Consider the following 12,456-nt stretch of genomic DNA (forward strand, 5'->3'; position numbering starts at 1 on the left):
CCGCTGGAGAGCAGCCGGGGAACACCGAGCGACCAATTACCAGAGCGCCTGGCTCCCACGCAGGAGCGGCTTCAGTCGCGAACCGCCGCCCTCTATGGTTCAGGACTCCAGGCCTATTCCACGCAGAATCACACTGGTCACCGTCTGCACCGCCCGCTCGAACTGCAGGTCGGACAGCGGCTGGTGATCGTTGAGCACCCCGACCTGATGGCTGAAGTCGGCGTAGTGCTGGGTCGAGGCCCAGATCATGTAGAGCAGCGCGGACGGCTCCACCGCCAGGATGCGCTTGTCTTCGACCCACTGCCGGATCTTCGCCTCCTTCATCTTCGCCCAGCTGTACAGGCTGTCATCCAGGGTCGCGCCAAGCATGGGGGCGCCATGGATGATCTCGTCGGCCCAGACCTTGGAACCATGCGCGCGGGTGCGTGAGTGGTTCATCTTGGCGCGGATATAGGTAGTGAGCACCACCCGTGGATCGTCGTACATCTCGAAGCACAGCGCGTCCTGCTTCCACACCTCGAGCAGGCCGAGCAGCACCGCGCGATAGAGGTCGTCCTTGGTGCTGAAGTAATAATGCAGGTTGGAACGCGGCAGCCCGACCAGCTCGGCGATGTCGCCCATGGAAGTGCCGCCATAGCCCTTCTCGGCGAAGACCTGCTCGGCGGCCAGAAGAATCTTGTCGACGTTGCGCCGACGAATCGCGCTCTTGTGATTGCCCATGTTCGGTCCATTGCGGCGGAATTGGCCAAGGCTACCACCCACTTCCTTCCCGGGCGACGGAAAGCCTTGGGCTTGGCGCGCGGCATCGCTATAATCGCCAGGTTTCACACGATCGGCACAGCCCGGTCGCTCCCGCCACCTGTCCGAGGGGCGCTGCAGCAAACCCTGTCAATCTAGGGTTTTGTCAGGCTCGGATGGGGCGTTAACCATACGCATCAACGGCGCCCATTCGACACAAACGAATGGAGAACTCATTTATGAGCGCTGTACTGACGCCTGCCGATTTTACCGACTTCAAAGTCGCCGACATTTCCCTGGCCGCATGGGGCCGCCGCGAAATCATCATCGCCGAATCGGAAATGCCCGCCCTGATGGGCATGCGCCGCAAGTACGCCGCCGAGCAACCGCTCAAGGGCGCGAAGATCATCGGCTGCATCCACATGACCATCCAGACCGCCGTGCTGATCGAGACCCTGATTGCCCTGGGCGCCGAAGTGCGCTGGTCGTCCTGCAACATCTTCTCCACCCAGGATCAGGCCGCCGCGGCCATCGCCGCCGCCGGCATCCCGGTGTTCGCCTGGAAAGGCGAGACCGAAGCCGAATACGAATGGTGCATCGAGCAGACCATCCTCAAGGACGGTCAGCCATGGGACGCCAACATGATCCTCGATGACGGCGGCGACCTGACCGAGATCCTGCATAACAAATACCCGGCTATGCTCGACAAGATGCATGGCGTCACCGAAGAAACCACCACCGGCGTGCACCGCCTGCTCGACATGCTCAAGGCCGGCACCCTGAAAGTCCCGGCGATCAACGTCAACGACTCGGTGACCAAGAGCAAGAACGACAACAAGTACGGCTGCCGCCACAGCCTCAACGACGCGATCAAGCGCGGCACCGATCACCTGCTGTCCGGCAAGCAGGCGCTGGTGATCGGCTACGGCGACGTGGGCAAGGGTTCGGCGCAATCGCTGCGCCAGGAAGGCATGATCGTCAAGGTCTCTGAAATCGACCCGATCTGCGCCATGCAGGCCTGCATGGACGGCTTCGAACTGGTTTCGCCTTTTATCGATGGCATCAACGACGGCACTGCCGCCAGCATCGACGCGACCCTGCTGGGCAAGATCGACCTGATCGTCACCACCACCGGCAACGTCAACGTGTGCGACGCCAATATGCTCACCGCCCTGAAGAAGCGTGCCGTGGTCTGCAACATCGGCCACTTCGATAATGAAATCGACACCGCTTTCATGCGCAAGAACTGGGCCTGGGAAGAGGTGAAGCCGCAGGTGCACAAGATCCACCGCACCGGCAAAGACCTTGATCCGCTCAATGACGACTACCTGATCCTGCTGGCCGAAGGCCGCCTGGTCAACCTGGGCAACGCCACCGGCCACCCGAGCCGGATCATGGACGGTTCCTTCGCCAACCAGGTGCTGGCGCAGATCTTCCTGTTCGGCCAGAAATTCGCCGACCTGCCTGCCGCCCAGAAAGCCAAACGCCTGACAGTGGAAGTCCTGCCGAAGAAGCTCGACGAAGAAGTGGCGCTGGAGATGGTCAAGGGCTTTGGCGGCGTGGTCACGCAACTGACCAAGCAGCAGGCCGAGTACATTGGCGTCACCCAAGAAGGCCCGTTCAAGCCGGACGCCTATCGTTACTAATAGCCGCAGGACGGGTCGAGCCGCGCAGCGGCCCGCCCCATCGACAACCTTGGTGGGTTAGGTGCCGCGCAGATACCACGGTAAACCTTTGCTCAGGCGTCATGCGCCCTCCCACCCTACGCCCAAGCCTGGCTTGTTTTAACTGGAAAGCCCTATGTCTCAAGAACGCCGTTACAGCTTCGAGTTCTTCCCTGCCAAGACCGAAGCCGGGCATGAAAAACTGTTGAACGTGGCACGTCAATTGGCGAGCTACAACCCGGATTTCTTCTCCTGCACCTACGGTGCTGGCGGCTCCACCCGCGACCGCACCCTGAATACCGTGCTGCAGCTGAATAACGATGTCGGCGTGAGCACGGCGCCGCACCTGTCCTGCGTCGGTGATTCCAAGGCCGAACTGCGCGAGCTGCTGGGCCTGTACCAGAAGGCCGGGATCGAGCGCATCGTCGCCCTGCGCGGCGATCTGCCGTCCGGTATGGGCATGGCCAGCGGCGAGCTGCGCTACGCCAACGAACTGGTCAGTTTCATCCGCGAAGAAACCGGCGACCACTTCCATATCGAAGTCGCCGCCTACCCGGAGATGCATCCGCAGGCGCGCAATTTCGAGGACGATATCGCCAACTTCGTACGCAAGGCCAAGGCCGGTGCCAGCAGCGCGATCACCCAGTACTTCTTCAACGCCGACAGCTACTTCTACTTCGTCGAGCGGGTGCGCAAGCTGGGTGTGGATATTCCGGTGGTGCCAGGCATCATGCCGATCACCAACTACAGCAAGCTGGCGCGCTTCTCCGACGCCTGCGGTGCCGAGATTCCACGCTGGGTGCGCAAGCAGCTGGAGGCCTACGGCGACGACAGCGACAGCATCCGCGCCTTCGGCGAGCAGGTGATCAGCGAGATGTGCGAACGCCTGCTGCAGGGCGGCGCACCGGGCCTGCACTTCTACAGCATGAACCTGGCAGACCCCAGCCTGGCAATCTGGAACAACCTCAAGCTGCCGCGCTGAAGCTCTGGATTTCTGCGTGACGCCTCCGCCTGCCTGGTTGCAGGCAGACGGAGGCGCTGCAGGTCCGCAAGGGCGAGGCTTGCTGTCCGCAGCCTGTTAGGCTGAATGCAAACGCAGCCGTAAAGCGAGCCCGGCAGCATCGCCAATCCAGGGCAAACGCTGCGGGACTGCCCACCCCCATCTCATGACCGCGCCTCCGGCCCCATATGGCTTGAGCGGGATAACAACCATGGAGCGCCAGATGATCACAAGAAAAACCACCAACGCCACAGTGACCCCCAAGGGCAGCCTGGAAACCCTGTCGCAGTGCGAGGTGCAACAACTGCGCGAGACCGGTTCCGGCAGCGTCTACGCCCTGTTCCGCCAGTGCGCCCTGGCAATCCTCAATACCGGCTCGCACAGCGACAACGCCAAGACCATCTTGGAAGCCTACCCGGACTTTGAGATCCTCATTCATCAACAGGACCGCGGCATTCGCCTGGAGCTGTGCAACGCGCCAGCCGATGCCTTCGTCGATGGCGAAATGATCGCCAGCACCCGGGAAATGCTGTTCAGCGCCCTGCGCGATATCGTCTACACGCAGAGCGAGCTGGAAAACAAGCGAGTGGATTTCAGCAGCTCCAAAGGCATCACCGACTACGTCTTTCACCTGCTGCGCAATGCCCGCACTCTGCGCGCCGGGGTGGAGCCGAAAATAGTGGTGTGCTGGGGCGGCCATTCGATCAGCACCGAAGAGTACAAATACACCAAGGTGGTCGGCCATGAACTGGGCCTGCGCGGCCTGGACATCTGCACCGGCTGCGGCCCCGGGGTGATGAAGGGGCCAATGAAAGGCGCCACCATCTCCCATGCCAAGCAGCGCATCGTCGGCGGACGCTACCTGGGGCTGACCGAGCCGGGTATCATCGCCGCCGAAGCACCCAACCCGATCGTCAATGAACTGGTAATCCTGCCCGATATCGAAAAGCGCCTCGAGGCGTTTGTCCGCGTCGGCCATGGCATCATCATCTTCCCCGGCGGCGCCGGCACCGCCGAAGAGTTGCTGTACTTCCTCGGCATCCTGATGCACCCGGCCAACAAGGACCTGCCGTTCCCGCTGATCATGACCGGGCCGAAAAAAGCCGCGCCCTACTTTGAGCAACTGCATGAATTCATCGGCGCCACCCTCGGCCCCGAAGCGCAGCAGCGCTGCAAAATCATCATCAATGACCCGAGCCAGGTGGCGCGGGAGATGGCGCAAGGCATCAACGAGGTCACGCAGTACCGACGCAAAGAGAATGATGCCTTCCACTTCAACTGGCTGCTGACGATCGACGAGCACTTCCAGCATCCCTTCGAGCCCACCCACGAGAACATGGCCAGCCTCAAACTGACCCGTAATCAGCCGGTGCATGAACTGGCCGCGCATTTGCGCCGCGCGTTCTCTGGCATTGTCGCCGGCAACGTCAAAGACAAGGGCATTCGCCGGATTGAGCAGCACGGCCCCTACGAGATCACCGGCGACCAGGACATCATGCAGCCACTGGATCGCCTGCTGCAGGCCTTTGTCGAGCAGCACCGCATGAAGCTGCCGGGCAACACGGCCTACGTACCCTGCTACAAACTGGTGACCTGAGATATCGTCAACAAGCGTCCGCCTTCTGCGACCGCCTGGGGTCGGTTTCGCGATAGCGCTCGATATTTTCATACCCACTGAGCAGGCTCATCGCGCCCTCCCGGAAGGCGCGAGGGCCTTTTTTGTGAACCAAGCACGCGGGCTTGGCCATGAGGCCACTTTTCAGCGCCACGCTGGCCGGGTAATCTGGCGCAATGCCATTATTCCACCGCCAATTAATCGCCGCCCTGCTGTTCGCCTGCCTGAGCCTCGCGGCCCAGGGTCAGCCGCTGCGCATTGTCAGTGAAGCCTGGCCACCCTATATCCATACGGAGAACGGCGTACTGCGCGGCCTCGACTACGAAACCACGCAGATCGTCCTGCAACGCCTGGATGTCGAGGTCGAATGGCAACTGCTGCCGTGGCGACGCTGCTTGATGGCGCTGGAACAGGGCCAAGCCGACGGTATCCTGGGCATTTTCCACACCCCGGAGCGCGAAGCCTCGATGCTGTTTCCCGGCGAGCCACTGTCACAGATCGATTTTGTGCTGTTCTACGCCAAGGCCAACCCTCATCCCTTCCAGCACCTGACTGATTTGCGCGGGCTGAAAGTCGGGGTCTCCGCCGGCTACTGGTACAGCAACCGGGACTTCCGTGAATCCACGCTGTTTACCCGTGAGTCGGCCCCCAGCCACGCGGCCAACTTCGGCAAGCTGGTGCGCAAACGGGTCGACCTGGTGATCAACGACCGTCGAAGCGGCCACTTTATCCTGGCCCAGACCGGCCTCGAGGAGCAGATCCGGCATCACCCTCAGGTCATCAGTCGCAATCCGTTGTACCTGGGCCTGCGCCGCAACGCCGGGCACGATGAACTGGCCCAACGCTTCGCCAGTGAACTGCGGCGCTTCAAACAGGAACCGGCCTATGCCGCCTTGAAAGCACGCTACAACAGCCCGGATCGGCCCCGACGCGCAGCACAGCCCCCAAGCAAGACGGCAAACCATTAAGCAGGCGAACGCTGCGCAAGGGCATTGCTCTGCTATACTCCACCATTCCCGCCAGGCTTGCGCCCGGATGCTAGTCACCAGAGACCAGCAGTACCGGACGGGATTGCGCCCCCCAAGCGCGATTCAAGTCAGGCAATACACCCCATAGGGCCTCGCCCTCACTAGACAGGATTACTCATGTCCTTTGCCTCCCTCGGTCTCTCCGAGGCTTTAGTCCGCGCCATCGAGGCAGCGGGCTACACCCAGCCTACCCCGGTGCAACAGCGGGCCATTCCCGCCGTGTTGCAAGGCCGCGACCTGATGGTTGCCGCCCAAACAGGGACGGGTAAAACCGGCGGCTTCGCCCTGCCGATCTTGGAACTGCTGTTCCCCAACGGTCACCCCGATCGCGAGCACCGCCACGGCCCGAAACAACCCCGCGTACTGGTGCTCACCCCCACTCGCGAACTGGCCGCACAGGTGCACCAGAGCTTCAAGGTCTATGCCCGCGACCTGAAATTCGTCAGCACCTGTATCTTCGGCGGTGTCGGCACCAATCCCCAGGTGCAAGCCATGGCCAAGGGCGTCGACGTCCTGGTGGCCTGCCCTGGTCGCCTGCTCGACCTGGTCGGCCAGCGTGCCGTGGATTTGTCCCACGTGGAAATCCTGGTCCTCGACGAAGCCGACCGCATGCTCGACATGGGCTTCGTGCATGACGTGAAGAAAGTCCTGGCTCGCCTGCCCACCAAACGGCAGAACCTGCTGTTCTCGGCGACCTTCTCCAAAGACATCACCGACCTTGCCGGCAAGTTGCTGCACAACCCCGAGCGCATCGAGGTCACGCCGCCGAACACCACGGTCGAGCGCATCGAACAACGCGTATACCGCCTGCAGGCCAGCCACAAGCGCGCCCTGCTCGCTCACCTGATCAGCGCCGGCGCCTGGGAACAGGTACTGGTGTTCACCCGTACCAAACACGGCGCCAACCGTCTGGCCGAATACCTCGACAAGCATGGCCTGGCATCCGTGGCGATCCACGGCAACAAGAGCCAGAACGCCCGCACCAAAGCCCTGGCCGACTTCAAGGCCGGCGCCGTACGGATCATGGTTGCCACCGATATCGCCGCCCGTGGCCTGGACATCGACCAACTGCCGCACGTGGTCAATTTCGAGCTGCCAAATATCGAGGAAGACTACGTTCACCGCATCGGCCGTACTGGTCGCGCCGGGCGTAGTGGCGAGGCGATCTCGCTGGTCGCTCCCGATGAAGAAAAACTGCTCAAGGGCATCGAGCGGATGACCAAGCAGAAAATCGCCGATGGCGACCTGCTCGGTTTCGACGCCAGCACGGTCGAGGCGGAGCGCCCGGAAGTGCGCGAGCCACAGAAACCGCGCCAACCCCGCGGCGCCAAGCCTGAAGGCGAGCGCCATGGCGGCGGTCGCAAGGACAAGGGCAAGGACAGCGGCAAGTCCAAGCCTCAGGCGGCCCGCTCGCAGCAGCCGCGCAATACTCAATCCGGCCGGGCCGCGGCGCCGGCAGTACCCGCCCTGCCACCGGATCGGGCGCCGGATGAGTTCCGCGACGACGAAATCGATAACTTCGGTAATCGGGCCGACTATGTCAGCCCGAACCAGAACAAGCAGCAGAACCGTGGCCGTCGGCCCGGTGCGCCTGCTTCGGGTCCCAGTGCCAGCAATGGTGTTGGCCAAGCCCCACGCACACCAAGCAAGAACCCACGCAGCGGGGCAGGCGCCGGTGCTGGCGCTGCTGCCAACCAAGGCAAGCGCCAGGGTTCGGGCGGGCAAGGACGCAATGGCTCCGGCCGCGCCCGGCCGCCACGCGACTCGCGTGAGACCACCACCTCGCTCAACCGCGATGAACTGCCACGGCAAGAGGGCGCGGTAAAAAGCCCTCGTGACAAGCAGCCGGTGATCGTGCACAAGGGTTCGCGCAGCACTGAGCGCTTCCCCACTACCGAGCAACTCGACCAGCTGCCGAGCACTCGGCCGCGGGGCGAGAAGCCTGCCTTGCTGACGCGCAATCGCGAAAGCTAAGCAGCGCCTGCGAAAACAAGAACGCCGACCCTAGGGTCGGCGTTTTTGTTGCTGCGGCGCGTTCGACTTACTGGCGCACGCCTTCCACCGAGATGATCAGCTCGACTTCCGCAGAGGCCGGGCCAAGATCCTTCTCGATCGCGAAATCTTTCAGCTTGAGCGTAGTGCTGCCGGCAAAACCAGCGCGGTAGCCGCCCCATGGGTCATCGCCCTGACCGATAAAGGTGGCGGCAATCACCACTGGCTTGGTCACGCCATTGAGCGTCAGGTTGCCGGTGATGTCGGCCGTGCCTTCGCCGGTGGACTTCACCGCAGTGGACTCGAAGGTCGCCGTCGGATGCCGGCCGACGCTGAGGAAGTCATCGCTGCGGATGTGCTTGTCGCGCTCGGCATGATTGGTGTCGACGCTGACCGTATTAAGGGTGACGCTGACCTTGCTGGCTTCCGGGTTCTTGTCGTCGAAGCTGAAGCTGCCGTCGAAGTCCTTGAAGGTGCCGTACAGCCAGCTGTAGCCCAGGTGGCTGATCTTGAAATTGACGAACGCGTGCTGACCTTGCTTGTCGATGGCGTAATTGGCGGCCATGACATGGCCGGCACTGAGCAGGGCGGAACCGAGTGCCAGGGCGACGAGGGTTTTCTTCAACATGGGCAATCTCCTTATGAGGTTGAATAATTCGCCACGCGGGTCAATCCACGCGACAGTAGGGTTTCAGCGACCGAACATGCGGCTCAACGTGCGATCACGGTCGATAAAGTGATGTTTCAGGGCAGCCAGCGCATGCAAAGCGGCGAAAATCACCAGGGTCCAGCCAAGGTACTCATGCACCAGGCCGGCCACATCTTCCTGGTTGGCAATGCTGGTGAGGGTCGCCGGTACCTCGAACAAGCCGAATACACCGACCCCCCGGCCATCGGCGGTGGAAATCAGGTAGCCGGATACCATCAACACGAACAATCCCAGATAGAGAAACGCATGGCCGAACCTGGCGCCCTGCCGGGTTAAGCGGCTGTGATTGGCCAGGCTGGCCGGTGCCGGACTGAGCCAGCGCCAGAGGATGCGCACCAGCATCACCATAAATAGCAGGATGCCAATGCCCTTGTGCAGCTCCGGCGCGCTCTTGTACCAGCCACTGTAGTAGTCCAGGCCGACCATCCAGTAACCCAGCCCGAACAGACCAAAGACCGCGAGCGCCACCAGCCAGTGCAAGGCAATGCTGATCAACCCGTAATGTGAGCGAGTGTTGTGCCACTGCATCGAGAAGGTTCCGTACCAGGAGATCGACAAAAAAGATCGGGCAAGGGTAACGGCAAATCCATCGATTAAAAGCGGAATTTTTCGCTTTGAAATATCGGGAAATACGATATCAAAAGCCCGTACTTAACCCCCTACACAATGAGATCAGCCCAGCGGGCAGAGCGGCGGGCGATGCCTGTCGACGCTATCCCCGAGCGCGTAACCGGCACTGCCGCGCTCCACAACCCGCCAGGCTGTAGCACACATGTACGGGGAGGCATCTGATAGGCTTGCCGCAGATGACTGGGAGAGTGTTTCGATGAGCCTGAACGACCACTGGATGCAGCGCGACCTGAATGTGCTCTGGCATCCCTGCACGCAGATGAAAGATCACGAACAGCTGCCTCTGGTGCCGATCAAACGCGGTGAAGGGGTTTGGCTGGAAGACTTCGACGGCAAGCGCTACCTAGATGCGGTCAGCTCCTGGTGGGTCAACGTGTTCGGCCATGCCAACCCGCGGATCAACCAGCGCATCAAGGATCAGGTCGACCAACTGGAACACGTGATCCTCGCCGGTTTCAGCCACCAGCCGGTGATCGAACTGTCCGAGCGCCTGGTCAAGATGACCCCGGCCGGACTCGATCGGGTGTTCTATGCCGACAACGGCTCATCCTGCATCGAAGTCGCGCTGAAGATGAGCTTCCACTACTGGCTGAATGTCGGCCAGCCCGAGAAAAAGCGCTTCGTCACCCTGACCAACAGCTACCACGGGGAAACCATCGCGGCCATGTCGGTCGGCGATGTCGCGCTGTTCACCGACACCTACAAGGCGCTGCTGCTGGACACCATCAAGGTGCCCAGCCCGGACTGCTATTTCCGCCCCGACGGCATGAGCTGGGAAGCCCACTCGCGGGCCATGTTCGCCCATATGGAGCAGACCCTGGCCGAGCATGGCCATGAGGTGGCGGCAGTGATAGTCGAGCCGCTGATTCAGGGCGCCGGCGGCATGCGCATGTACCACCCGATCTACCTCAGGCTGCTGCGCGAGGCCTGCGATCGCTATGGCGTGCACCTGATCCACGACGAGATCGCCGTCGGCTTCGGCCGAACCGGGACGATGTTCGCCTGCGAACAGGCCGGCATCCGCCCGGACTTCCTCTGCCTGTCCAAGGCCCTGACCGGTGGCTATCTTCCGCTGGCCGCCTGCCTGACCACCGATACCATCTACCAGGCGTTCTACGACGACTACAACACCCTGCGCGCTTTCCTCCACTCGCACAGCTACACCGGCAATCCGCTGGCCTGCGCCGCGGCTTTGGCGACCCTGGATATCTTCGAACAGGACAACGTCATCGAGGCCAACAAGAAACTCGCCGCGCGCATGGCCAGCGCCACCGCGCACCTGGTCGACCACCCGCATGTCGCCGAGGTGCGCCAGACCGGCATGGCCCTGGCCATCGAGATGGTCCATGACAAGGCGAACAAGACCGCCTACCCCTGGCAGGAGCGCCGCGGCCTCAAGGTTTTCCAGCATGCCCTGCAACGGGGCGCCCTGCTGCGCCCGCTGGGCAGCGTGGTGTATTTCCTGCCGCCCTACGTGATCAGTGAAGAGCAGATCGACTTCCTGGCCGAGGTCGCCACTGAAGGCATCGACCTGGCCACCCGCAGTTCGGTCAGTGTGGCCGTGGGCAACAATCGCTACCCGGGCTTTCGCGATCCGGGCTAAGGCGCCGCTATAAGCTGCAAGCCGAAAGCATTAAGCTTGCAGCTCCTAACTTGCCGCGTGCAGCTTGCCCTTATGCGCCTATCCCGCTTCTTTATCGACGCCCCGCTCGCTCTCGGCCAGCATGAGCTGCCGGAAACCCAGGCCCACTACATCGGCCGCGTGCTGCGCCATGCTGTTGGCGATGCCGTGCAATTGTTCGACGGCAGCGGCAACGAGTTTCTCGGCGAGCTGATCGAGGTCGGCAAAAAGAACGTGCGCGTCGAAGTACGCGAGGTCTTCGCCGGTCTGGCTGAATCGCCGCTGCACATCCACCTGGGCCAGGGCCTGTCACGTGGCGAGCGCATGGACTGGGCGATCCAGAAGGCCTGCGAACTGGGGGCCAATGCGATCACCCCGATTGTCAGCGAACGCTGCGAGGTGCGCCTGAAAGACGAGCGGGCCGACAAGCGCATGGCCCATTGGCGCCAGGTGGCGATCAGTGCCTGCGAACAGTGCGGCCGCTCGGTGGTTCCGGTCATTCACCCGCCGCTCGGGCTGAGCGACTGGCTCGGCCAGAGCGAGGCGGAGTTGAAACTGGTGCTGCATCCAGTCGCCGAGCCGCTGGCCAGCCACGGCAAGCCGCAATCGCTGGCCTTCCTGATCGGCCCGGAAGGGGGCTTGGCGGATGCCGAGGTGGCGCAGGCGAAAAACGCCGGCTTCCACGCCGCGCGCCTGGGACCTCGGGTACTGCGCACGGAAACCGCGCCGGTGGTGGCGCTCAGCGTTGCGCAGCAATTGTGGGGCGATTTCTAAAAACTGCTCGCAGGTCGTTTTCAATGCAGGAACGGCACCGCAGGTAGTTTCACCGCCTGCTAGCGCCAGCCTAGGCAGACGGGGCGCAGCGACAGTCTGCCTGAGGTGTGTCGTACTTGTGATCGACGCTGCACTGCCTGCGGCGAGGGACACCCGGATCGCGGACTGCTCGAGGTAACGACTCGTAGTAGGCGAGCGCTTTTCACTCGCGCTCAGATCAACCCGGCATCTGCCAGTTTCTGCTCCAAGCCAACCAGGTCGGGAATCTTCAGCACATTCTCGCCAATGAGCACCGCATCCAGCTCCAGCGGCGCCAGTGGCACGTCGGCACGCAGCAACTCGGCACCAACCTTTACCGATCGCGGAATGCCCTGGACCAGGAGGGCAATGAACTTGACCTTGGCGCGCCCACCGAGGGCGTTGATGATCGCCACACGCGCAGCGGAACCGACCTGAGCCTGGCCATCGGAGGCCGCCTCGAACGACAGCAGCGGCAAACTCAAGTCACGCCAGCTAACCTGACCAAGAAACCAGGCCGGCATGCCAGCACTGACTTGCGGCGCGCGATAGGCAACCAGCTCGGCGACGGCCACGTTAGGCAGCAACAGGGTGCGATCGGCCAGTGGCACCTGCAGCGCAGTGAGGCTGTTGACGGTATTCGGGGTGGCTATGACTTGGCTCATGT

The 12,456-nt window shown here is 62.4% G+C and carries 11 protein-coding genes and 1 riboswitch; of the genes, 7 read left to right on the top strand and 4 right to left on the bottom strand.

Annotation, left to right across the window (positions count from 1 at the left end; all coding sequences use genetic code 11):
* Positions 1-99: 99 nt before the first annotated feature.
* The gene (locus LJY18_RS04365) at positions 100-720 is read right to left on the bottom strand and encodes a TetR/AcrR family transcriptional regulator (protein ID WP_238040566.1); all 621 of its coding nucleotides are present in this window, start codon (positions 718-720) and stop codon (positions 100-102) included.
* Between the two features lie 139 nt (positions 721-859).
* Positions 860-954: riboswitch (S-adenosyl-L-homocysteine riboswitch) on the top strand.
* Positions 955-977: 23 nt separating this feature from the next.
* On the opposite strand from LJY18_RS04365, the gene ahcY reads away from it, so the two are divergent.
* The 5 genes from ahcY to LJY18_RS04390 all read left to right on the top strand — a co-directional run bounded on the left by ahcY (position 978) and on the right by LJY18_RS04390 (position 8,019).
* On the top strand, positions 978-2,384 hold the full coding sequence (gene ahcY / locus LJY18_RS04370; RefSeq protein WP_238040567.1) for an adenosylhomocysteinase: 1,407 nt from the start codon (positions 978-980) through the stop codon (positions 2,382-2,384).
* A 154-nt stretch (positions 2,385-2,538) separates the two neighbouring features.
* Positions 2,539-3,384 (top strand): methylenetetrahydrofolate reductase [NAD(P)H], encoded by an 846-nt coding sequence (metF, locus tag LJY18_RS04375; RefSeq protein WP_238040568.1) that lies wholly within the window; start codon positions 2,539-2,541, stop codon positions 3,382-3,384.
* A 241-nt stretch (positions 3,385-3,625) separates the two neighbouring features.
* Positions 3,626-4,999: a nucleotide 5'-monophosphate nucleosidase PpnN gene (ppnN, locus tag LJY18_RS04380; RefSeq protein ID WP_238040569.1), complete on the top strand. Its 1,374-nt coding sequence runs from the start codon at positions 3,626-3,628 to the stop codon at positions 4,997-4,999.
* 194 nt (positions 5,000-5,193) lie between these two features.
* Positions 5,194-5,985, top strand: coding sequence for a substrate-binding periplasmic protein (locus LJY18_RS04385; RefSeq protein WP_238040570.1), 792 nt, complete (start codon positions 5,194-5,196; stop codon positions 5,983-5,985).
* Positions 5,986-6,162: 177 nt separating this feature from the next.
* On the top strand, positions 6,163-8,019 hold the full coding sequence (locus tag LJY18_RS04390; RefSeq protein ID WP_238040571.1) for a DEAD/DEAH box helicase: 1,857 nt from the start codon (positions 6,163-6,165) through the stop codon (positions 8,017-8,019).
* Positions 8,020-8,086: 67 nt separating this feature from the next.
* Here LJY18_RS04390 and LJY18_RS04395 read toward each other — a convergent pair whose 3' ends face one another.
* Together LJY18_RS04395 and LJY18_RS04400 are read right to left on the bottom strand one after the other, a co-directional pair.
* Positions 8,087-8,665, bottom strand: a complete 579-nt coding sequence (locus tag LJY18_RS04395) for a YceI family protein (protein WP_238040572.1) — start codon at positions 8,663-8,665, stop codon at positions 8,087-8,089.
* A 63-nt stretch (positions 8,666-8,728) separates the two neighbouring features.
* Complete coding sequence (locus LJY18_RS04400) at positions 8,729-9,274, bottom strand: cytochrome b (protein ID WP_238040573.1); 546 nt, start codon at positions 9,272-9,274, stop codon at positions 8,729-8,731.
* A 298-nt stretch (positions 9,275-9,572) separates the two neighbouring features.
* On the opposite strand from LJY18_RS04400, the gene LJY18_RS04405 reads away from it, so the two are divergent.
* Both LJY18_RS04405 and LJY18_RS04410 read left to right on the top strand, forming a co-directional pair.
* Positions 9,573-10,979 (top strand): adenosylmethionine--8-amino-7-oxononanoate transaminase, encoded by a 1,407-nt coding sequence (locus tag LJY18_RS04405; RefSeq protein ID WP_238040574.1) that lies wholly within the window; start codon positions 9,573-9,575, stop codon positions 10,977-10,979.
* A gap of 72 nt (positions 10,980-11,051) precedes the next feature.
* On the top strand, positions 11,052-11,771 hold the full coding sequence (locus tag LJY18_RS04410; protein ID WP_238040575.1) for a 16S rRNA (uracil(1498)-N(3))-methyltransferase: 720 nt from the start codon (positions 11,052-11,054) through the stop codon (positions 11,769-11,771).
* Between the two features lie 212 nt (positions 11,772-11,983).
* Here the strand turns inward: LJY18_RS04410 and LJY18_RS04415 are convergent, their stop codons facing one another.
* Positions 11,984-12,454, bottom strand: a complete 471-nt coding sequence (locus tag LJY18_RS04415; RefSeq protein ID WP_238040576.1) for a chemotaxis protein CheW — start codon at positions 12,452-12,454, stop codon at positions 11,984-11,986.
* Positions 12,455-12,456: the final 2 nt, after the last annotated feature.

The organism is Pseudomonas sp. MMS21 TM103 (genome assembly GCF_022132145.1).
Lineage (GTDB): Bacteria > Pseudomonadota > Gammaproteobacteria > Pseudomonadales > Pseudomonadaceae > Aquipseudomonas.

Coding starts and splice junctions, on each gene's coding strand:
- LJY18_RS04410 (WP_238040575.1), top strand. CDS start 11,052: ATGCGCCTATCCCGCTTCTTTATCGACGCCCCGCTCGCTCTCGGCCAG.
- LJY18_RS04390 (WP_238040571.1), top strand. CDS start 6,163: ATGTCCTTTGCCTCCCTCGGTCTCTCCGAGGCTTTAGTCCGCGCCATC.
- LJY18_RS04400 (WP_238040573.1), bottom strand. CDS start 9,274: ATGCAGTGGCACAACACTCGCTCACATTACGGGTTGATCAGCATTGCC.
- ppnN (WP_238040569.1), top strand. CDS start 3,626: ATGATCACAAGAAAAACCACCAACGCCACAGTGACCCCCAAGGGCAGC.
- LJY18_RS04415 (WP_238040576.1), bottom strand. CDS start 12,454: ATGAGCCAAGTCATAGCCACCCCGAATACCGTCAACAGCCTCACTGCG.
- ahcY (WP_238040567.1), top strand. CDS start 978: ATGAGCGCTGTACTGACGCCTGCCGATTTTACCGACTTCAAAGTCGCC.
- metF (WP_238040568.1), top strand. CDS start 2,539: ATGTCTCAAGAACGCCGTTACAGCTTCGAGTTCTTCCCTGCCAAGACC.
- LJY18_RS04385 (WP_238040570.1), top strand. CDS start 5,194: ATGCCATTATTCCACCGCCAATTAATCGCCGCCCTGCTGTTCGCCTGC.
- LJY18_RS04395 (WP_238040572.1), bottom strand. CDS start 8,665: ATGTTGAAGAAAACCCTCGTCGCCCTGGCACTCGGTTCCGCCCTGCTC.
- LJY18_RS04365 (WP_238040566.1), bottom strand. CDS start 720: ATGGGCAATCACAAGAGCGCGATTCGTCGGCGCAACGTCGACAAGATT.
- LJY18_RS04405 (WP_238040574.1), top strand. CDS start 9,573: ATGAGCCTGAACGACCACTGGATGCAGCGCGACCTGAATGTGCTCTGG.